This window comes from Edaphobacter sp. 12200R-103 (assembly GCF_010093025.1).
Taxonomy (GTDB): domain Bacteria; phylum Acidobacteriota; class Terriglobia; order Terriglobales; family Acidobacteriaceae; genus Edaphobacter.
In genome coordinates this window covers 4,373,228-4,392,989 of record NZ_CP048114.1, presented here as the reverse complement: position 1 = coordinate 4,392,989, position 19,762 = coordinate 4,373,228, and the positions used below count along the sequence as shown (strand labels likewise).

Below are 19,762 nucleotides of genomic sequence, written 5' to 3'. Positions count from 1 at the left end.
GCTATTTTTGCGTCTAATAGAACGCGTGAACACCTTTTACAGGCGTTTTGTACGAATGCGGTCCGCCCATGGTGGCCGTGGCCTTATCTTTCTGACCGCCCTCTCCCTCGTCTCCCTCCTCGTTCTGCTGGAATGGTATTTCAACTTCGACTTTTCCCTGGGAATTCTTTACATTTTCCCCGTCATGCTTGCAGCGACGATCTTCGATCGCTGGCAGATCGTGCTTGCTGCTGCTTTGTGCGCCTATACCCGCGGCCTGTTTACTGCTGATGAGACTCACCTTGAGCACGTATTGCGCTTTTGCATGGCTACGATCGCTTATACCGCCTGCGGCCTCTGGATCTACCAGATCGCCGATTCACGCCGCGTCGTGCTGAAACACTATTCGCGCCTCCGCTATGAACAGCGCATGCGACGCCGCGTGCAGGAACAGCTTCGGCTGCTGGCGCAGAGCAGTCCCGCAGCCATCCTGACGATGGACTGCGACGGAAAAATTGTCGCAGCCAACCAGGCTGCAGAGATCCTGCTGCAATCTGACCGGCCTTTGTTGGGTCAGGATATCCGAAGATATGTGGGACTCTTCCATGACGCGCTTCAGCTACCTGCACGCATGGGAGAGATTCGAACTTCCTCCACTGCGTGGGCACGACGGGCCGATGGCACCGTGCTTCCGGTAACTACCTGGTTTTCCATCTATGGCGAAGGGCCTGCTCGTCACCTGGCAGCGATCGTCGTCGATACCTCCGATGAGGTCCGCGAGCGAGAGCAGGCGCAGTTTGAACAGATCGTCCATCATGATCGCATCCTGGCAGGCGCCGTCTCTCACGAGATCCGCAATCTATGCTCAGCGATCTTTGTCGTGGCCTCCAACATGGAGAGAAGCAGCATTATCTCCGGGAACCCTGACTTCATCGCCCTGAAAAACCTCGCCTCTGGGCTAAGAGACCTGGCATCTCTCGATCCGCACAAAGAGACGCGCATGCGCGTCTCTTCTGTGCGCCTGCAGGAACTCGCGGAGGAGATGCGGGTGATCGTCGGGCAGGACTGGTCAGATATTGACGGCGAATTTGAGTGGCTGGTTCCTCCAAACCTCCCTGCGGTCCGTGCCAACCATCACGGACTTATACAGATCCTTCTGAACCTCTCTCAAAACGCGCTGCGTGCTGTGCAGCGCTCGGCGGAGCGACAGCTAAAGATTGAAACAGTCTTCGCAGAAGAAAAAGTTTTTCTGCGAGTCTGTGATACCGGCCCAGGCATCAGTAAAGTAGAAGATCTTTTTCAGCCCTTCCGTCCGGAGTCAGATGGTTCCGGATTGGGGCTTTATGTATCGCGGGCGATGGTCGAAAGCTTTGGCGGAGAGCTGCACTTTGAGCCAACTGAATCCGGATGCTGTTTTGTGATCGTCCTGCTGCCCGCCGACCTGAAGGCCGCATCGATCTGACGGTACCGAAGATATTGCACCAGGAGACGAACTATACGTGAATCCCGATGCCATTCGCATCTATCTGCTGGACGATCACGGGCTGTTTCGCGAGGGTCTGCGACGACTGCTCGAGGCCGACGAACATTTCACGATTGCGGGGCAAAGCGGCGATTCCGCACAGGCGCTGGAAGATTTAAGGACGACGCCGGTCGACGTGCTGATTCTGGACTATGACCTGGGACGAGAAAATGCCCTGAAGCTGCTGGAACCCCTGCGTGCGATGAACTTCCCCGGCAAAACCCTGATCGTTACTGCGGGTCTTCCCGACAAGGATGCGCTGGCCCTGATCAAAGGTGGCATCTCCGGCATCTTCCATAAACAAGAGTCCCCGGAGGACCTGCAGCGCGCCATCGTTGAAGTAGCGCAGGGACGGGTGCTGATCGATCAGCAGTATCTGCAGTCCGTGGTCGCCGCAGTACAGCCGCAGGAGTCGCCGCGTTTCACTGAGCGCGAACGCACTACGATGCGTTATCTGCTGCAGGGGCTGGCGAACAAAGAGATCGCGGGAAACCTCAACATCTCAGAGAGCGCCGTCAAGGCTACGCTTCAGCAACTGTTCTCCAAAACTGGCGTCCGTACCCGTTCGCAACTGGTTCTGCTGGCTATCGAGAAATATCGCGACCAGCTTTGAGCGCACTAGGGTGCCGGCCGCGGTGCGAAGTAGCCTTTGCTGGCGCGAACCTTGTAGCGAGGATCGAGGGCCTGGAGATAGATCGTCCGGAATGAGCCATCCTGCTTGAAGTCCGCCGGGCGATAAACCAGCGAGTACTGGCTACGCAGCTCCTCCTGAATGTTTCGGAAGCCGACCGCTACGTCCTCAATCTTCGTGGGAAAGAAGGCCATGCCTCCGGTCGCCTCGGAGATCGCACGAAGCACATCGTCGCCCTTGTCCTTGCTGGGGCTGACGTTCGTACTGATGGTGTAGACGATCGTCTCTGCGCGCTGACACATCTTGATGGCATCCGACTGCTGGGCACGGCTGTAGTTGTCATTGCCGTCGGAGAGCACAATCAGGGCGCGGCGAACGGCGCCGTCTTCCTGCAGGGTCAGCATCTGATCACGGCAGGTCCTGTAAAGAGCGTCGTATAGAGCCGTACCGCCTCCAGGACGCAGCTTGCGGATTCCCTGGTTCAACAGATCGATATTGTTGGTAAAGCCCTGCGCCATATCGGTCTCGATGTCGAAGCCCTGCACGAAGGCGCGGTCGTTACGATGCAGGATCTGGAGAAGAAACTCAATTGCAGAATCCTGCTCGAACTGGAATCGCTGGCGAATTGAACTGGATGTATCGAGCATGATGCCGACACGAAGCGGAAGATTCGTCTGCTGGCTGAAGCGAAGAACCGCAACCGGAGGACGGCCATCATCCAGCAAACCGAAGTTCTCGCGCTTCAGGCCCGTGATGAAGCGGCCCTTTTTGTCCGTTACCGTGAAGATCAGATTGACTTCGTTGACCTGCACCTTGATGGTCGTAATCGGTTCGTTGTCTGCAGACTGTTGGTCTGCAGAGGGCGATGGAGCCGATGTCGTCTGAGCCGGTCCGGGCTGTCCTGTAGTTAGCGGAGTTGCCGTAGTCCCGGGCGTCGTCGCGGGTTGCGTCATTGTGGGTGCAGGAGCGGAGGGCAGGCTACCGGATGAAGTCGACGGCGTCTGCGCCAGGGCACACGTGGTCGAGGCGAAGACAGCCGAGAGAGAAAGAGTAGTTAGCAGCCGAAAGATGCGGTTCATTCGTGTCGGTACGGTCACTCCGATCATTTTACTCAACGGAGTCATCCGGCGCGGAGCACACCCAGCAGCTCCGCTAATTGAGATGGCAGCGGCGCCTCGAACGCTACAGCCTTCCGGGTGCGGGGATGCTGAAATGCCAGGCGCGCTGCGTGCAGAAAGTTCCGGTCCAGTGAGCGGCTATTCGGCGCTTGCCCCACGCGATGAGGGGCGCCGTACAGCGTATCACCTACCACCGGATGGCCAAGTGACTGTAAATGAACACGAATCTGGTGGGTCCGTCCGGTTTCGATCTTTACCTCGACCACCGTAAACCGGCCATAAATCTCACTCGAGATTCGCTCCAGCACCTTGACATGGGAGACGGCAGGGCGGACGCCTTCGCTTTCCAGTGAGCGGCGCGTCGTCATTCGGATCCGCCTCACCAGGTCCCTGCCTATAGGAAGACTAATGGTGACGTTATCTCGAGAGACACTGCCATGGACGAGAGCGAGATAAGTCTTCTCCAATTCCCGGGCCGCAAACATCTCGCTGAGCTTGCGGTGGGTCACGTCATCTTTAGCGACCACGATCAATCCGCTGGTCTGTTTATCCAGGCGATGCACGATTCCAGGCCGAAGCTCGCCGCCGACCTGCGAAAGCTTATTGAAGTGGTACAGCAGCGCGTTCACAAGAGTGCCATGGTTACGCTCGTCCGCCTCTTCGCCCGGGGCAGCCACACCTGCGCCTGCATGCACCATCATGCCAGCGGGTTTGTCGATGACGGCCAGAAATTCGTCTTCATAAACGATCGTGAGGGAAATATCTTCGGGAAAAGCATGCAGCGGCGGCGGATGGGGAGTGCCCTCGATCACAACCTCTTCCCTGCCCTGCAGCTTCATCTTTGCCTTTGCTGCCTCGCCGTTCACGCGCACCTGGCCATGGTCGATGAGAAGCTGAACGCGCGACCGGCTGATGTCCGCAATCGCCTGGGCGAGATACTGGTCGAGCCTGAGGCCTGCGGCCTCAGGAGGAACGCTGAAGGAGCGCAGGCTGCCTTCACCCTCGTTCTCAAGCTCGAGAACAGGGATTACGGGCGCAGGCGCAGGCTCAACATCGCGTGTGGCACGGTACTCCGGCTTCACGGTCTGGCGGCGCTTGCCCTTTGGCAACATGTGCTTAGATGGCATGGACAATCTCCCTTCGCGGCTGCTGCCAGAGGATTCCCGCGACCACGATCATGCCCAAAGCGACCCATTGGATCGGGTCGAGCAGGCGCCCCAGCGTGTTCTCATAGTAGGCCGGTTCGCGCAGGAAGCTGAGGAGAAACTGTGCCACGCCGCTGGCGGCGAGCGCAATTGCTGCGGTATCTCCGGCGCGACGGCGGCGCGGAAGCTGAACCAGCAGCGTCGCGGTCAGCAGGACCGCAACGATGGCGGCGTAGATCGCGACCGGTTGCAGCCGGAGCGAACTGGACGGCAGCGCAACCGCCCAGGGCAGGCGGCTCGGAAGTCCCGGATCGCTGCCTTCGGCGAAGTGGCCGAGGGCGAGGAATGCCCAGGCGAGCGTTGCGCAGGGAGCCCAGGCATCGAGAGTAGACCAGATGTCGATGCTGCGGGTCCGAAGATAGACCAGGCTGGCAACGGCAGTCAGAGCGAGTCCGAGCGGCGTCAGAGAAGGCACCATCAGCAGCAGGATGGGGAAGGCCCAGAAGGTATGAAGATTCTCTACCACCAAGAGTAGACGCGACAGGACGAAGGCAGCGATCAGGGTGAAGAGTCCGGCGTTCCAGATGCGATCCGGGCTGAGGCCCGCGACGGCGGCCGTGCGAAGGCTCAGTACCAGCGCAAACATCAGACCAAACGCAGCCAGAAGGCCGTAGGTCGGAATCGTCAGAAAACCGATATGCAGAAGACTGGGATGCATTACGTCTTGAAAACCACAGATCCTGAAACCGCAGATCTTTCGACTGCGCCCTTCGGGCTTCGCTTCAGATGACATCCCCTTCTTTGAAAGAGCTGCCATCTGCGTTGTGGAAGCAGAGAAGGAAAACAGGACCGTAAAGGCAAGAGGACCGACCCGCGGGGCCGTGCACTGATGCGCTGGTGAACCCGTCCTAAGACGGCGGGACCCTGCCGTGGTTCTTTAGGCATTCCGGACTGGCGGACGTTGCACACCGAACCATGTATACGAGCCAGGCCCCTGTTCAATGAATGTTGGTTCAACCAGCGTGGATCGCGCACCTGCTTTGCAGGCCGGTCTCTTAGGTTGTGATGCTACCTGCGGCGAAGGTGCTTTGCAAGTTGACGCACAGGCGTAAAATGTGCGCCGTTACAGCAGTTTTACGGACGCCGGCCCTTCACCAACCCGCTCATCGCGAGCGCGTCTTCGGTACCGAGATCCTCAAGTTCGCTGGCGATCGACATCCGTGTGCGCTCCGTCTGGTTCTGGCTGACCTTCCACTTCCCTTCCAGCCGGTTAACTTTCATCTCCAGGCCAACGATGCCGCGGGCGATACTTGCGATGAAATCTGCGGGAGCATCCGAAACGCTCCAGGGCGAGGCCAGCGCGGCTTCGTGCGTATCGGTCAGGGTATTGAGATGCGCGAGGAGCCACTCCGGGTCTTCGATGATGCAGAGCGCGCCGTACGCGTGGACGACGGCGTAGTTCCAGGTGGGAACGACCTTGCCGGTCTCGGCCTTCTCGGGATACCAGGAGGGCGTAATGTAGTGCTCCGGGCCGGAGAAGATAGCGAGCACGCCAATCTCCGGGGAGAACTCCTTCCACTGGGGGTTGGCGCGAGCGAGGTGGCCGCGAAGTACGGCATTCTGGTCGTCCTGGCGGTGAAGGACGAGAGGGAGATGAGTCGCGAAGAGGCCGGACTTACCCATGGTGACGAGCGCAGCAAGGGGATGGGAGCGCATAAGCCGGTCCATCACCTCGGCGCGAGTCTCTTCATTATGTTTCGGGATGTACATGCCCCTCCCTCGCAGTACACGCAAAGTCTTCTGAAAAATTGGACTAAGGTTCGGCCTGTTTTGCAAAGTCTTGATTTATAAGGCTACTCGGCAAAAATCAGCCTCTGAAGGAAGGCCTTTCTGAGGCTGCTTCCAGCTTAACAAAGGCCGGAGGCCCAATCAGGGACTGCTTGACCATTTTTTGTTTGCATTGATGCATGGATTAGCTAGTGGAGAAACCTGACGAGATGTAATCCCCTGATGGGATCGGGGTAGAAGCGGATTTCTCCGCTTCACGCTTCCATCAGAGGGACGCTTTGGTCGAAGTGATGGCTTCAATTTGGAAGCTGAGGCGATTCGAGCGAAATACAGGGATTCTTCGCTGCGCTCAGAATGACGGCGTGGGTGGATCGGGCGGAGGTGGCGAGATGGATCAGAACAAGGCCCGCGGCGAATGCGTCGACGGTGAGTCTTGCAAACCTTATTTTTGGTGCGCCTCTCCCGCTACCCCTTCTGCGTCTCGTTAGCCTACCTTGCGGTCTTCGAGGATCTCGTCGAGCATGCCGGCAAGCGAGCCGGCTCGGGATCGCAACGTCACCTGCGAGAGGGAGAGGCTGCCGGCGAGCGCGTCATAGCGCTGGCGAAGGGTTTCGAGCTCGTCGCAGATGTTGAGGGCGGCTAGCACAGCTACCCGCAGCGAATCGACCGTGTTCCCCATCGAGGAGACGGCGCGCATCTTCGAGTCCACGATGTGGGCCAGCTGCTCGATATAGGCCGGGTCGGTGCCGCGAAGGCGGTAGATCTGGTCGTAGATTTCGACAGCGACGGCCTTGCTCTCCTCCTGGAGTGGATGAGAGCAGGTCGCGGCCGGGGCGGAGGTATGGTCCATCGGTTCTCCTGGAGCTTAGACGAGCTCGTCCATCTGCTGCAGCATCTTCTCGACGCGTTGGCGAACGTTGTCGCGGTCCTTATTCAGGGTGTTGACAGCGGTCTGAGCCTCCTGGGCGACTAGCGTCTGGAATTCAAGCTGTTCGCGGAGATTTGAGATTTCCGCCTCGGCTTTGGCGCGAGCCTCGCGCTCCTGCTTGATGATCTCGACGGCGCGAAGCACCTTCTGTTCGAGTGCCTGGAACTCGTCGACGCTGACCGTGGCTGTGCTCATGGACATCTACTCCTGCTTCAAAAGTTTCTTTGAGAAGTATAGAACCCGGATGCGGGAATTTTTCACAGGGGGAATCGAGTTGGGTGCACCTGTCTGGATTCCTGGGGAGATGGGGTGAACCGCAGGTTCTTCTACTTCGCCCTTCAGGCTTCGCTAAGGGCGGAGCCTTTTGGAGAAGCTATTGAGTGGGGAAAGGAATAGTGGTTCAGGTGGCGTTTGAAACTTCGCTCGATGAGCCCGCCTTAACGACGGCGAACATTTAAACTCTAGGCATCACCCCGGGCGTTACACTCATAGCGAATGAAAAAGAAGATTCTGTTTGCCCCTATCCTGGCGGTCGCGCTTGTTTCGACCGTTGCCGCGCAAGACGCGAAAAAGTTTCTGGGCCGCTGGGATATGACTGTTACTCCAGCCACCGGCCAACCCTACCCGCAGTGGATGGAGTTGACCGAGAGCGCCGGAAAGATTGAAGGCAAAGTCCAGCCGAGGGGCGGTGCGTGGCACGCGATCACCGGGGCTAGCGTCGAGGCGGGCAAGCTGGTTGTGGATCTCGGGCCGGAGCGGTCGGGGTCGGAGGTCACCTGGGTGCTGACGGAGCCCGGCTCGGGCAAGCTGACTGGAGTGGAGAAACATGGCGACACCGATGGGCCGACGCTGGCCGGTGTAAAGGCGCCTTTACTCGACCGGCCAATGCCGAAGGAGTGGACCAAGCCTCGGGCTCTCTTCGACGGCAAGGATCTGAAGGGCTGGGAGCCGATCGGCAACGTCGAGAACAACAAATGGGTGGCTCGCGATGGCGAGCTGGTGAATGACAATCCCGAGGTTCCCGGTCAGAAGAACCACGGGGCCGCCAACATCAAGACGACCGAGAAGTTTCAGGACTTCAAGCTGCACATTGAGGTGAACTGCCCCGAGGGTGGTAACAGCGGCATCTATCTGCGCGGGCGATATGAGCTGCAGGTGGGCACCGAGGGCGGCAAGCTGCCGTCGCATGAGATGGGCGCGATCTACAGCTGGTATCCGCCGCCGGCGGGCGCCAAGAATGACCTTGGCAAGTGGACGAGCTACGACGTCACGCTGGTCGGCAGGCATGTGACGGTGCTGCGCGATGGCAAGATGTACCACGACAACGTAGAGCTTCCGGGGCCGACCGGCGGCGCTCTCGACAGCAATGAGGCTGAGCCGGGACCGTTCTATCTGCAGGGCGATCACCACGGTGTGATCCGTTACCGCAACATCACTATCTCGGTGCCGAAGAAGTAAAAGCGAATCGTCCGGGGGCCGGGCTACCGGCCCTACAGGCTTTGCCGGAGTTCCTGGGCGGCTTCTCGTGCAGCCGCCAGGACTGCAGGATAGGTGTATGGCGACCATTTCATGACGTACCCGTTGCCAAGCTCGGTGGTGAACTTAAACCGGTAGGCATCCGGATGTTCTGAGCCGGTCGATTGCTCATGCTGCCACATCGCGTGCTGATGCTTGACCCATGCGGCATGCATGTTCCTCATCATGTGATAGAGGAGATAGATGGAGGCGTGGGCCTTCCCTTCGGTCTCGTCCGGGGCGAACTGGACGTAGCCGTAGTTTGGATCTTCGCCCTGGCAGGAACCCCGAGTCACGATACCGGGGATACTGTTCATCAACGTGATGAGGTCGAGGACGCCTTTGTCGATCTCAACTGATTCGCCCGATGCCAGCTTCAGGGTGACGGTTGAGTGACCAAACGAGACGTAACCCTCTCTTAGGGTCTCGGCTGATCTGGTCTGATTCGGTTCTTTGAACAACATAACCCTAGGGTAAATGGCGCAAGGGCGGCTGGCTTCTTTTCGGAGCACCCCTAGCCTGAAATGATCAGGAAATGCTCTTGCCCATCATCTTGACGAAGTAGAAGGTCATGCGGGTCTGGCCGGTGTTGCGAACGCCGTGCAGCTCGTTGGATTCCGCGAAGACCATGTCGCCGACCTTCACAGGCGTGGCGACACCGTTGATGAAGAACTCTCCAGTGCCCTCACCCACGATCATGATCTCTTCCTCGGGATGGCGATGCGGAGGATGCGGCTGCGCTCCCGGCTCCAGGGTGACGAGGCCGGAGGCAAGCGCGGAAAGCTGCTTGGTCGGCCCATTGAAGTGGACGTAGGCTTTGGCGCCGGGCGCGGCTCCCTCGGCGTGAAGACTGTCGGCCTTTACGACGCTGCTCTTAAGGTCTGGGCCGCCGGTCTTTGTGTCCACATGGGTGATCTGCTGTCCAGATTGCGCGACTGCTTCCGGTACCAGGGCTGAGCCTGCCAGTGCTGTGACGGAAGCCAGAAGTTCTCTTCGGTTCATTGGTTTCTCTCCGGAGCAAGTGTATCGGAGTCGTGGTTCGTTCTGATTGGGCCGCAGGAACTTTCTCTCGCTCTGGATGCAAGGACTTTTGGGCGGTAGAGAGGAGCGAACCGCAGATCCTTCGACTGCGCCCTGCGGGCTTCGCTCAGGATGACACCCGTTGCGGAAGGGGCATTCGGCACAGCGTCAAGCCAATACCTGAACGGGGCAGCCGGAGAGGTTTATTCGATGGTCTACTCAGATATAACTTCCGCTAAGCCGACTTCACGTTACTCAAGCACCTTTGATGTAATCTCAAATACGTCTCATGGCCTTATCGAGGTTCGTCAGATGCACGCCTATGCACTATATGCCTTGCTTTTCTTCGTCTGTATTTTACCTAGCATGCGCGGGCAAACGCCCGCGGCGAACACCGCGCCTCTATGCAAACCTGTCGATGTTGACGCTACATTCGCTTTCGCCGAGGCTCCAAGAGAGCACCAAACGATCGGCGTTCGTCTTCACAATACGACACCGCAGCCTTGCAAACTTCGAGGCGAACTGGCTCCCAGCTTCGCTGTTGATAGGCACGGAAGTCTCATTAAGACTTGCTGGCTTTGTACTCCGGACGGTCATCCCGACCCTGAGGCTATTCAGCGCAACAACAACTTCATTCTTACCGGCTATGGCAATGCTCGGGTGACATATTCGTGGTCTTCCGTAGGTGACACCTGCCAGAAGTTCGATTGGGCGACCATCGGCACCGAATGGGATGGGCGCGCACTTTTCCTCTTTGAGGACATGCACTGGAGACCGAATGTCTGCTCTACTATGCAAATCTCCGGTTACGAACCAGACGCGGACGCGAGGAATCGGCCTACTTCCAGCGCGGAAACTGTGCTGGAGGTAGGCCTCCCGCCCACGCCGATATATGCGGACGAGTTCACTCAGCTCACGCTTGAATTGAGGTCTTCGCACAATTTGGTCGGTCCTACTGGACGTTGCCCCGAACTCTATGCGGTGTATAGCGAAGGTTCTGGCTCCACCCGCTTTGAGGCCATTCTTCCCGATGGCTATGGGGCCCTTGTTCGCAACCGGTCGGATGAGCCCAGTGTCTTCATTTCGGGGTATTCCGATAAATTACCTGCGAACCTCAACGGCTACATGCGAGTTTGCGATACCCAAGGGAAACGCAATACGACGACGGTCACGTTGCCAGCGTCCCTCAACGCACCTATTCACGTCGTTCCCCAACCGAACCTGGAGGGTCTTCGTCACATCGCGTGGCGTGCTGAAAACGTCAGCACGCATGAGCCGACGCTTGTCACAGCAGACGTACACTTCGATGTCCTCGATCCGGATACGCTGCCGCAGAACTGGGGAACCCAGATCGCAGGGATCGGTGTTGGCCTTTCCGTCGACAGAACAACCTTTACCTTTGGCGAGACAATCCCACTGCACCTTCGTTGGGAAAACTTCTCCGCAAGTAAAAAGCTCGCAGTCGGAGAGTGCGGAGATCCTCAGCCGCAGGTGGAGATACAGGATGCGTCCCATCGTGTTCTGGGCACTACCGATTTCGTGGATATGGGTTGCAATATCCATGGCTTTGGACCATTTTCCGTTGAGCTAGGAAAGCGACACCGCAAGTCCGCAAGTCTCACGAGCACCAAGATGGGATACACGGCCTCGGAAGGAAAGGCGGTCATCACTGGGCCTGGCACTTATTATGTTTCTGCTGTGTGGTCACCGCCAGTGCTTAAAGCCAAAAACGGCGACCCAGTGATTCAAGGACTTGGTTCCGAATACACCTTCGGCGAACACTACGCGACGGCCCGTTCGTTGCCTGTCCGCATCGAAATCTTGCCACGCAAGAATTGATCGATATAGCGACTTCGTATCGGCGGAGGCCTTCGCTGCAATTCTCAATCAGTCCTCATAGACGCCGATACCGGCAAATTCGATCCCTAGCGATCCTATACGCAGGTCTATCAAACCAATCTAACCTGATCTCTAACTAGGACTAGAAATAGAGGGATTGTTCACTTCGGTCAGAATGACCGTTGTGTCGGTTACGGCGGACAGTGCAACGCGACTAACCGCGGAGGGTCCCTCCGGCGGCGGTGATGGCCTCGATGATGCGGGTGGACCAGGTCGTCATCTCTTCGTCGCGTAGCGTGCGGTCGTGCGACTGGAAGACGGTGCGGAGAAGAAGCGAGTAGACGCCGGGGTGCTTCTTGGCGTCTCGCCAGATCTCGACCGGTCGGCGGCTCTGCAGCTCGGGGATGGCGAGGGCGTCGATCGATGCGGCGATGGTGTGGAACTGGACCGAGTCGGGGAGGACGAAGGAGAAGTCGCGCTCTACCGCCTGGTAGCGGGAGAGGTCGTGTGAGGTGGCGCGGCGCAGCGGGAGGTCGTAGAGCAGCCTGAGGTCAAGCTGAGCCAGGTAGACAGGCTGGCGGAGCTTCCGCTTGTCGCGCTCGGAGGCGACTAGCTCGCCAAAGCTGGCGAGGGGCTGGTTGTCGAGCAGAGCGACTGCGGAGCGGCCGGGTTCGAGCCATGCAGGAGTGCCAGTGGTGGTGAAGGTAAGGGCTTGCTGACCGCCGGGAGGCGCGAAGATGGAGACGAGGGATTCGATGGCTCCCTTGAGCTCGAAGATGGGAGCGTCGGCTGCCGGGTAGAGGCGGCTCTCCGGGGCTGCGGCGGTAGTGATGCCGAGCGAGAGCTGCGGGGCCTCGTGGACTTCGGTGATGAAGCCGGCGTCTGGGGCTGAGGTTCCGGTGAAGACCTCGCCCTGCTCAAAGAGCCGCGCCTCGCGGACATCGCGATTGAGGTTGTGGGCCAGCATGGTCGCCATGCCGGGCACGAGCGAGGGACGCAGCAGGGATGCTTCTTCTGAGAGAGGGTTTTCCATCTCCACGGTTCTGCATTTGCCTGCGGCGTTGCCGTAGAAGAGGTCGGCGTCCTGACGGCTGGCGAAGGTGCTGGAGACGGCTTCGCTGAAGCCGAGTTCGAGCAGGCGCCGACGAACGGCGATCTGCGCTGTCGCCCACGGAGAGTCGGTGACTGGCAGCGCGGTGGGCAGGGTATTGGCGAAGCGGTTGTAGCCGTAGACGCGGGCGATCTCTTCGACGAGGTCGATTTCGCGCTCGAGGTCGAGGCGCCAGGAGGGCAGCTTGACCTGGTAGAGGTCGATGCCGTGCAGGACGAGCTCGCAGCCGAGCGAGGTGAGGAAGCGGGAGACAATCTCGCTGGTGATGCCCTGCGGGTCGAGGGTGGTGCCGAGGTGGCGCTGCACCTGGGCGACGGAGAGCTCGATGGGTGCGCGGCTGGCGGTGCACTGGGCGATCTCGGGATCGACGATGTCGACGAGCTCGCCCTCGATGGAGCCTCCTGCCTGCAGGATGAGCTGGGAGACGAGGGCGTTGGCGAGGGGGGCAGCGTTGAAGTCCGCTCCGCGCTCGAAGCGGTGGCTGGCGTCGGTGTGCAGGAGGTGGCGGCGGGAGCTGCGGCGGACGGTGGCGGGATCGAACCATGCCGCCTCGACGAGGATGTTCTTCGTCTCGGGGGTGATCATGGAGTCCCATCCGCCCATGACTCCGGCGAGGGCGAGTGCCTTCTTTTCGTCGGCGACTACGAGATCATCGGGTTCGAGGGTGCGCTCGGTGCCGTCGAGCAGGCGCAGCTTCTCGCCTTTGTGGGCGAGACGGACGACGATCGCGCCCTCGATCTTGTCGAGGTCGAAGGCGTGCGTGGGGTGGCCCATGCCGAGCAGCACGAAGTTCGAGGCATCGACGGCGTTCGAGATCTGCTTCTGGCCGAGAAGGGTGAAGAACTCGGCGACCTGGCCGGTGCTGGGAGCGATGGAGACGTTGCGCAGAACCTGCGCGGTGAAGCGGCCGCAGAGTCCCTTGGCGGATGGGTCGATGCGCACAGAGAACGGCTCATCGACCAGGGTTCCGATGGGGAGCCTGGGGTGCAGCGGCTCGAGCGGGAGGTTGTAGATGGTCGCGGCCTCGCGGGCGATACCGTAGTGGTTCATGGCATCGACGCGGTTGGTGGTGATGTCCATCTCAAACAGGTGGCCGTTTCCTTCGCCCAGCGGATGGACGCCTTCGACGGCGATGCCGCGGAGGGTGAGGTCGTCGGCGAGTTGCCGATCGGTGACGGTGAGTGCAGGAAGGTAGTGGCGCAGCCAGCGGGTTAGAACTTTCATGATGGACCGTTTCCAGTCTAAATGCTGGAGCGCCGGGGTTGGCTGATCGCTGTGGATGGAGGGCGGTTTGATAGGGTGGTGCTGAAACGGTACATCCTGGATGGAATGAGGTGAGGATGAGGCAAGGCGTGTGGCTTGGCGTGGTGTGTTTTGTTGCTGCTGGGCTGGGTGCGGCGCCGCTGTGGACACAGACTCCGACAATGGATCGCGACCTGATGGAGGTCTCCGTCCCAAAGCTGGAATCGCTGTACGCCGCTCATAAGTACACGGTGACGCAGGTTACGGAGTGGTACCTGGACCGCATTTCCCGCTATGACGGCACGTACAAGGCGCTTCTGTATGTGGACCGTGACGGTGCTTTGAAGCGGGCTGCGGAGGAAGATGCCGAGCCCAAGGGCACGAAGCATGGCGAGTTGTGGGGTGTGCCTGTTCTGGTGAAGGCGAACACGAGCATCAAAGGCCTGGTGACGAGTGCGGGATGGGAGGGTTATCTGAAGCCGGGCGAGGAGCTGGTGGCTCCGCGCGACGCTGTGGTGGTGAAGCGGCTGAAAGAGGCTGGGGCGGTGATCCTTGGGCAGACGAATATGCCGGACTTTGCGGCGAGCGACACGAACATCAGCACAGCGGGCGGACGCACGGGGGATGCGTACGATGTGCGCTACTCGCCGGGAGGGTCTTCGGGTGGAACGGCGACGGGACTGGCGGCGAACCTTGCCGTGGTGGGGACGGGTACGGACACGGCGAACTCGATCCGGCAGCCGGCGGCGAACAACAGCCTGGTGGGATTCATGCCGACGCGCGGGCTAACGAGCATTGCGGGGATTCATCCGCTGGACTGGCTGCGGGACAATACCGGGCCGCTGGCTCGGGACGTGACGAGCGCCGCGATTGCACTGGATATGATGGAGGCGGAGGATCCGCTGGACAAGTGGACCGAGGGTGCGGCGAAGAAGGCGCAGGCGAGGCCGTACACGCAGTATCTGAAGAAGGACGCGCTGAAGGGCAAGCGGTTCGGAGTGCCGTGGTTTGTGCTGAATGGGTCGCCGAGCGTCTACGGGACGGGTCCGGATGCTCCGCCGGATGCGGGTGCTGTGGTTCCGGAGACGCGTGCCGCCTTCATGAAGGCGGTGGAGCAACTGAAGGCTGCGGGAGCGACGGTGGTGATCGATAAGGAGATTCTGCCGGAGAGCTTTTTCGCGCTCGTTAGGACGGTGAATACGCGGCCTTATCGCAGGGAGGGCGTGGATAACTTTCTGCGTGACTTCGGACCGCCGCAGTATCACTCCGTGGCGGACTACGAGAAGGCGACGGGAGACAAGTTTCCAGCGTACATGGTTGGGGGCTCGCGGACCGGCGATGATGTGATGCCGCAGAAAAAGTTGGAGAGTGATCCTGAGGCGGATGCGAACTACTGGGAGCCGAAGCGCAAGGCGCTGGCGATCTATGAGGAGACGCGGAAGAAGTGGAGACTGGATGGATTTGTGTATCCGGCGCTGCAGATACCCACCTACGACGAGACGGTTCCAGGAGCGTCGAAGGCGGGGCCGTACAGCGAGACGGGATGGGTGAACCGGCTGGGGGTTCCGGCGGTCTCGGTGCCGGGAGGGTTCTATGCTGACGGGCTTCCGTTTGGGTTGGAGATCTCCGGCGTGCAGTGGAGGGATGGCGATCTGCTGGGGTATGCGTACGCGTATGAACAGGCTACGCATAGCCGGAAGGTTCCGAAGCTGGTTGAGGGTTCGAGAAAATAGGCGGCTACCGGAGTTGAACCTTCCGGGCGGAACACACGTAATTCAGAAGTGTTGTACCCGTCAGGAGTGTGCTCTATGGGTCGATTCTCTGCTGCGGCATTGATTCTGCTGGCTGCGAGTTTCCCGGTATCTCTCTGGGCGCAGACCCCACCTCCGCTTGACGCGATCAAAACAGATGCGGAGTTAACGCGCGCGGTGACGCTGCTGGATAGGCAGTTATTCGATGCGTATAACACCTGCGACCTGGAGAGGATGAAGGGTTTGGTCGATGAGAATTTGGAGTTTTACCACGACAAGACCGGCCTGGCGGTGGGACGGCAGGTGTTTCTGAATGCGATCAAGAACAACATCTGCGGCAAGGTGCAGCGGGAGCTGGTGCCCGGGACGCTGAAGGTTTATCCGATCAAGGATTACGGCGCGGTAGAGATGGGCGTGCACCGCTTTACCCATCCGTGGAAGCAGGATCACGGAGTCGTGGGCGAGGCGGAATTCATTCACCTGTGGCAATTCAAGGACGGTAGGTGGAGGATTACTCGCGTGATCAGCTACGACCATCATGGAGCGAAGTGATGCGTTGGCAGTTGCAGTGGCTGAAACCGCTACTGCCCGGCTTTTCGGCACATTGGAAGCCGTGCCTTTGCGAGGCGGTTCGAGCTGCGCTCGAATGAACCCACCTTAGCGACGATGAGATGTCCCGAAGATGGGCATCTTTTTTTTGGCGGGGAGGAGAGTTTCTTTATCGAGAGAGAGTCTTTGCTGTTCTACTTCGGGACGGATACTGGCTGCTCGAGGCCGGTGGGGAGGCCGTCGATGCTGCGGGTGTTCTTTTGCATGCGGTACTCTTCGAGAGCAGCTTCGCCTTTGACGGCAGCCCAGCGGAGGAGCTGATCGCGTTCGCCAACATATTCGTAGAACGGCACGTTCATCCCGCATGAGGTCTGGACTGAGTCCACGGCGAGATGGATGATCTGGCGGGCTCCAGGCGGCTCGTTATTCTGGTAGCAGTCAGCGAGCAAAGCATTGTATTCATCACTATGGCGAGGGATAACCCGGCCGTGTCCGTAGAGGCGAAGAACCAGCGGCGAGCCCTCGAAGGCGCAGAACATCAGGGTGAGGCGGCCATCGGCGATGAGATGCGCAGCGGTTTCGTTTCCGCTGCCGGTGAGATCGAGATAGACGACGGCGTTGGCATCGAGCACGCGGAGCGATGCCACATCTCGAGGAGAGAGATTGACGCGACCTTCGCTGGCGGCCGAGGCATTGAAAAAGATGTGCTGCCGCTCGATGAACTCGCGATGTTCCGGCGCAATGGAGCTGAAGTGTTTCCCCATGCAGATAGTTTAGCCGGGCGCCAGGCCAGCCCTGGTGGCAGATTTCGATAGCGGTCGCTGCTGCAGGAACGTATTCTCTGGACAGAAGAAGGGCTTCAGTCGATCTCTTCTGAAAGGAAACGGCGGTATGCGCTGGTTATTGCACTGGATTCTAAACGCAGTTGCACTTCTCCTGGTATCTCACATGGTTGAAGGATTTCACGTGAGTGGATTTCTCTCAGCCTTGTTTGCGGTGGTCATCATTGGCTTCTTTAATGCCACTCTGGGCCTGCTTCTGAAGCTCATCACATTACCGCTGGGCATATTGACGCTCGGGCTGTTCTTCCTGGTGATCAACGCGATCATCCTGTGGTTCTCGAGCAAGTTTGTGCCCGGTTTTGCGGTCACGAGCTTCAGTGCCGCCTTTCTGGGAGCGCTCGCGCTGGCGGTCATTCAGCTGTTGTTCGGCTTCCTCAAGAGATCGGACCGGAATGTCAACGCGTAACCACGTTATCGCGTGGCGATCCAGCCAAAGGGAAAGCGCGCGAAGGTGATCTTCTCGATCGAATCGACAGCTCCGCGCTCATAAAGAACAGCGATCTCGCCGTTCTGAAGGGCTATGACGGTCGAGTAGGCTGCGGGGCCGGGATAGAGCACACGCGATGAGGGCCAGGTGCGGCCCTCATCATAGCTAGCCCTGACGGTGAGATTCTCGCGCTTGTGGCTCGCCGCGTTGGTGAAGATCAGAGCATCGGTTTTCTGGTTGCGATAGCGCGTAATTCCGGCGTTGCAGCCGGGATCAATGAGCATGCTGTCCTGAGTGAGGGCGCCGAAGGTACGGCCACCATCTGTGGATCGCGCGATGGCGCGAGTTCCCCTGCCGGTCCTCATGTTCTGCAGGATTACACCTCCGGGCAGCTCGACGGCGTGGCTTTCGTCTGTTCCTGTTCCGATGAACTCTCCGCGGCGCCAGGTCTTTCCGTGATCGTCGCTGTAGATGTTGGCGGAGTGAATCTGCCCCTGGGCATCGCGTACAACGATCGGGAGCAGAAAGCGGCCCGCGCTGGTTTCGATGGCCGTGCCCGAGGTTGCGAAGAAGGCCTGCCACGCCGGGTCTTTAACTTGCGGCGTGAGATCACGGGGAACAGACCATGTCTCCCCATCGTCGTCGCTATAGATTGCGTGCAGCTGCAGAGTGTCTGGGCCGGTTGGGCTACCGGGCTTCGCCGTGTGGAAGCCTATTCCCGGGGGACCGTAACCGTGAAAGCACCAGATTCTGCCCGTCTCGCGATCGAGTAGTAGCGAGGCGTCACCCACGCCTCCGGCCTGGGGTTGGAGGATGATGCGGATGGGTGTCCAGTGAGCACCATTGTCAAAGCTGCGCCGCATGGCGAGCGCAATCTTTGCTGGGAGATCGCGCGTACTCTCAAAGCGCGCGTCGGCGACTGCGATCAGGACACCGTGTTTGCTCTGGACGAGCGCAGGGATGCGGAAAGTGTGGACACCGAGGTCGCCCTGATGGAAGAGGTCAACCTGGAAGATGCCCGTGGATGGTTCCGGGGCCGTTTTACCGGATGCAAAAGGCGAGATCAGCAGAAGCACATAGAACAGATACCGCAAAGAGCCTCGCAGCACCACATCTCACCTCCATCAGGCGAACTGTTCCAGGAAGCGCATATCGCCCGAGTAGAACTGCCCGATATCGGAGACCCCGTGGAGCATCATGGCGATACGTTCAACCCCCATGCCGAAGGCGAAGCCGGAGATCTTCTCCGGGTTGTAGGCATCGTCGGCGGGATCGATCTTGCGGCGCTCCTCGGTGACGGAAGCAAAGACCGCGGGATCGACCATGCCACAGCCCAGAAGCTCGATCCAGCCGGAGTGTTTGCATTTGCGACAACCGGAACCGCCGCAAAAGATGCAGCTGATCTGCACGTCGGCGGACGGCTCGGTGAAGGGAAAGAAGCTGGGGAAGAAGCGCGTCTTTACCGCGGACCCGAAGAGCGCCTTCATGGCGTGGTCAAGCGTTCCCTTCAGGTCAGAGAAGGTGATGTTGGTATCCACGCAGAGGCCTTCGATCTGATGAAAGATGGGCGAATGGGTGGCGTCGGCGGCGTCGTTGCGGTGCACCTTGCCCGGAATGACGATGCGGATGGGCGGAGCCTGCGCAATCATGGTACGGATCTGCACGGGGGAGGTGTGGGTGCGCATCAACAGACGGTCACGCGAAGGACGCACCTGCTGGCCGGCGATCTGCAGCGTGTCCTGGGTGTCGCGAGCGGGATGGTTCGGCGGGAAGTTGAGCGCCTCGAAGTTGTAGAAGTCGCTTTCGACCTGGGGGCCAAGATTGGTCGAGTAGCCGAGGTGATGAAAGACGCGAACTACCTCGTGCATGGTGCTGAGCAGAGGGTGAGCGATGCCGGGCCTGCGGACCGCACCCGGGAGAGAGATGTCGATTCCCTGCATTCCCGAGCTGGAGGCTGCCACTACAGGAGCTTCCAAAGCCGCTTCGATCTGCTGCTTGAGCTGGTTAAATCGGATTCCCAGGGGTTTGCGGGCCTCGACAGGAGCGGATTTGAGCCAGGCATCGGAGATCAGCTTAAGACGTCCCTGCTTGCGGCCCAGCCAGTGCAGCCGGAAGTTTTCCTGCGCCTCGGCGTTGGTCAGTTCCGCACCCTGTTGGTGAACTTCGTCCGCAAGAGTGGTGAAGGCGGTTTCGAGGGCGGCATCGTCGTAGCTGTTCAGCTGAGGGATGGTGTCGGTCATGGCTCAGTTAACAGGATAAATGGTTCTCTGGGTGTGGGCCTGCGCGCTGTGGTGGTTTTCGTGTCTATGCCGGCGTGTCGCTTCCGGATTCAACGGATGCAGGTTTCTCCAATCG

19 protein-coding genes are annotated in these 19,762 nt (G+C 59.5%); 7 read left to right on the top strand and 12 right to left on the bottom strand.

Features of this window, described 5'->3' with window-relative positions; genetic code table 11:
• Window positions 1-25: 25 nt before the first annotated feature.
• Both GWR55_RS18250 and GWR55_RS18245 read left to right on the top strand, forming a co-directional pair.
• Entirely contained in the window at window positions 26-1,441 is a 1,416-nt protein-coding gene (locus GWR55_RS18250) for a sensor histidine kinase (protein ID WP_162403526.1), read from the top strand.
• 37 nt (window positions 1,442-1,478) lie between these two features.
• Window positions 1,479-2,114: a response regulator transcription factor gene (locus tag GWR55_RS18245; protein WP_162403525.1), complete on the top strand. Its 636-nt coding sequence runs from the start codon at window positions 1,479-1,481 to the stop codon at window positions 2,112-2,114.
• Between the two features lie 5 nt (window positions 2,115-2,119).
• Here the strand turns inward: GWR55_RS18245 and GWR55_RS18240 are convergent, their stop codons facing one another.
• The 6 genes from GWR55_RS18240 to GWR55_RS18215 form a co-directional block, all read right to left on the bottom strand.
• Complete coding sequence (locus GWR55_RS18240) at window positions 2,120-3,229, bottom strand: VWA domain-containing protein (RefSeq protein ID WP_238398517.1); 1,110 nt, start codon at window positions 3,227-3,229, stop codon at window positions 2,120-2,122.
• 23 nt (window positions 3,230-3,252) lie between these two features.
• Complete coding sequence (locus tag GWR55_RS18235) at window positions 3,253-4,377, bottom strand: RluA family pseudouridine synthase (protein WP_162403524.1); 1,125 nt, start codon at window positions 4,375-4,377, stop codon at window positions 3,253-3,255.
• A complete protein-coding gene (locus tag GWR55_RS18230; RefSeq protein ID WP_162403523.1) occupies window positions 4,367-5,113 on the bottom strand; it encodes a prolipoprotein diacylglyceryl transferase in 747 nt (248 codons plus the stop codon). The genes GWR55_RS18235 and GWR55_RS18230 overlap by 11 nt, the downstream gene beginning before the upstream one ends.
• A 416-nt stretch (window positions 5,114-5,529) precedes the next feature.
• A complete protein-coding gene (locus tag GWR55_RS18225) occupies window positions 5,530-6,165 on the bottom strand; it encodes an FMN-binding negative transcriptional regulator (protein ID WP_162403522.1) in 636 nt (211 codons plus the stop codon).
• A gap of 502 nt (window positions 6,166-6,667) precedes the next feature.
• Window positions 6,668-7,033 carry a cell division protein ZapA gene (locus GWR55_RS18220; RefSeq protein WP_162403521.1) on the bottom strand — a complete coding sequence of 122 codons (366 nt, stop codon included), beginning with the start codon at window positions 7,031-7,033 and terminating at the stop codon, window positions 6,668-6,670.
• Window positions 7,034-7,048: 15 nt separating this feature from the next.
• The gene (locus tag GWR55_RS18215) at window positions 7,049-7,306 is read right to left on the bottom strand and encodes a hypothetical protein (protein ID WP_162403520.1); all 258 of its coding nucleotides are present in this window, start codon (window positions 7,304-7,306) and stop codon (window positions 7,049-7,051) included.
• Between the two features lie 300 nt (window positions 7,307-7,606).
• Here GWR55_RS18215 and GWR55_RS18210 point away from each other — a divergent pair, with 300 nt between their 5' ends.
• Window positions 7,607-8,569 (top strand): DUF1080 domain-containing protein, encoded by a 963-nt coding sequence (locus GWR55_RS18210; protein WP_162403519.1) that lies wholly within the window; start codon window positions 7,607-7,609, stop codon window positions 8,567-8,569.
• A gap of 32 nt (window positions 8,570-8,601) precedes the next feature.
• Here the strand turns inward: GWR55_RS18210 and GWR55_RS18205 are convergent, their stop codons facing one another.
• Window positions 8,602-9,090: a hypothetical protein gene (locus tag GWR55_RS18205; protein ID WP_162403518.1), complete on the bottom strand. Its 489-nt coding sequence runs from the start codon at window positions 9,088-9,090 to the stop codon at window positions 8,602-8,604.
• 64 nt (window positions 9,091-9,154) lie between these two features.
• Window positions 9,155-9,628 (bottom strand): cupin domain-containing protein, encoded by a 474-nt coding sequence (locus tag GWR55_RS18200; protein WP_162403517.1) that lies wholly within the window; start codon window positions 9,626-9,628, stop codon window positions 9,155-9,157.
• 228 nt (window positions 9,629-9,856) lie between these two features.
• Between GWR55_RS18200 and GWR55_RS18195 the strand changes: the two genes are divergently transcribed.
• Window positions 9,857-11,485 (top strand): hypothetical protein, encoded by a 1,629-nt coding sequence (locus GWR55_RS18195; protein WP_162403516.1) that lies wholly within the window; start codon window positions 9,857-9,859, stop codon window positions 11,483-11,485.
• 214 nt (window positions 11,486-11,699) lie between these two features.
• On the opposite strand, the gene pheT is transcribed toward GWR55_RS18195, so the two are convergent.
• Window positions 11,700-13,820 (bottom strand): phenylalanine--tRNA ligase subunit beta, encoded by a 2,121-nt coding sequence (gene pheT / locus GWR55_RS18190; protein ID WP_162403515.1) that lies wholly within the window; start codon window positions 13,818-13,820, stop codon window positions 11,700-11,702.
• Between the two features lie 116 nt (window positions 13,821-13,936).
• On the opposite strand from pheT, the gene GWR55_RS18185 reads away from it, so the two are divergent.
• Together GWR55_RS18185 and GWR55_RS18180 are read left to right on the top strand one after the other, a co-directional pair.
• Window positions 13,937-15,571 (top strand): amidase, encoded by a 1,635-nt coding sequence (locus GWR55_RS18185; protein ID WP_238398516.1) that lies wholly within the window; start codon window positions 13,937-13,939, stop codon window positions 15,569-15,571.
• Between the two features lie 75 nt (window positions 15,572-15,646).
• Entirely contained in the window at window positions 15,647-16,141 is a 495-nt protein-coding gene (locus GWR55_RS18180) for a nuclear transport factor 2 family protein (protein WP_162403514.1), read from the top strand.
• A 191-nt stretch (window positions 16,142-16,332) separates the two neighbouring features.
• On the opposite strand, the gene GWR55_RS18175 is transcribed toward GWR55_RS18180, so the two are convergent.
• Window positions 16,333-16,902 (bottom strand): pyridoxamine 5'-phosphate oxidase family protein, encoded by a 570-nt coding sequence (locus tag GWR55_RS18175; protein ID WP_162403513.1) that lies wholly within the window; start codon window positions 16,900-16,902, stop codon window positions 16,333-16,335.
• 127 nt (window positions 16,903-17,029) lie between these two features.
• Between GWR55_RS18175 and GWR55_RS18170 the strand changes: the two genes are divergently transcribed.
• On the top strand, window positions 17,030-17,386 hold the full coding sequence (locus GWR55_RS18170; protein WP_162403512.1) for a phage holin family protein: 357 nt from the start codon (window positions 17,030-17,032) through the stop codon (window positions 17,384-17,386).
• 5 nt (window positions 17,387-17,391) lie between these two features.
• Here GWR55_RS18170 and GWR55_RS18165 read toward each other — a convergent pair whose 3' ends face one another.
• Both GWR55_RS18165 and pheS read right to left on the bottom strand, forming a co-directional pair.
• On the bottom strand, window positions 17,392-18,519 hold the full coding sequence (locus tag GWR55_RS18165) for an exo-alpha-sialidase (protein ID WP_162403511.1): 1,128 nt from the start codon (window positions 18,517-18,519) through the stop codon (window positions 17,392-17,394).
• A 12-nt stretch (window positions 18,520-18,531) separates the two neighbouring features.
• Window positions 18,532-19,647 (bottom strand): phenylalanine--tRNA ligase subunit alpha, encoded by a 1,116-nt coding sequence (gene pheS, locus GWR55_RS18160; protein WP_162403510.1) that lies wholly within the window; start codon window positions 19,645-19,647, stop codon window positions 18,532-18,534.
• Window positions 19,648-19,762: the final 115 nt, after the last annotated feature.

Excerpts from the sequence above, each read along its gene's own strand:
- GWR55_RS18235 (WP_162403524.1), bottom strand. The coding sequence starts at position 4,377 with ATGCCATCTAAGCACATGTTGCCAAAGGGCAAGCGCCGCCAGACCGTG.
- GWR55_RS18230 (WP_162403523.1), bottom strand. The coding sequence starts at position 5,113 with ATGCATCCCAGTCTTCTGCATATCGGTTTTCTGACGATTCCGACCTAC.
- GWR55_RS18225 (WP_162403522.1), bottom strand. The coding sequence starts at position 6,165 with ATGTACATCCCGAAACATAATGAAGAGACTCGCGCCGAGGTGATGGAC.
- GWR55_RS18220 (WP_162403521.1), bottom strand. The coding sequence starts at position 7,033 with ATGGACCATACCTCCGCCCCGGCCGCGACCTGCTCTCATCCACTCCAG.
- GWR55_RS18215 (WP_162403520.1), bottom strand. The coding sequence starts at position 7,306 with ATGAGCACAGCCACGGTCAGCGTCGACGAGTTCCAGGCACTCGAACAG.
- GWR55_RS18210 (WP_162403519.1), top strand. The coding sequence starts at position 7,607 with ATGAAAAAGAAGATTCTGTTTGCCCCTATCCTGGCGGTCGCGCTTGTT.
- GWR55_RS18205 (WP_162403518.1), bottom strand. The coding sequence starts at position 9,090 with ATGTTGTTCAAAGAACCGAATCAGACCAGATCAGCCGAGACCCTAAGA.
- GWR55_RS18200 (WP_162403517.1), bottom strand. The coding sequence starts at position 9,628 with ATGAACCGAAGAGAACTTCTGGCTTCCGTCACAGCACTGGCAGGCTCA.
- GWR55_RS18195 (WP_162403516.1), top strand. The coding sequence starts at position 9,857 with ATGGTCTACTCAGATATAACTTCCGCTAAGCCGACTTCACGTTACTCA.
- pheT (WP_162403515.1), bottom strand. The coding sequence starts at position 13,820 with ATGAAAGTTCTAACCCGCTGGCTGCGCCACTACCTTCCTGCACTCACC.
- GWR55_RS18185 (WP_238398516.1), top strand. The coding sequence starts at position 13,937 with ATGAGGCAAGGCGTGTGGCTTGGCGTGGTGTGTTTTGTTGCTGCTGGG.
- GWR55_RS18180 (WP_162403514.1), top strand. The coding sequence starts at position 15,647 with ATGGGTCGATTCTCTGCTGCGGCATTGATTCTGCTGGCTGCGAGTTTC.
- GWR55_RS18175 (WP_162403513.1), bottom strand. The coding sequence starts at position 16,902 with ATGGGGAAACACTTCAGCTCCATTGCGCCGGAACATCGCGAGTTCATC.
- GWR55_RS18170 (WP_162403512.1), top strand. The coding sequence starts at position 17,030 with ATGCGCTGGTTATTGCACTGGATTCTAAACGCAGTTGCACTTCTCCTG.
- pheS (WP_162403510.1), bottom strand. The coding sequence starts at position 19,647 with ATGACCGACACCATCCCTCAGCTGAACAGCTACGACGATGCCGCCCTC.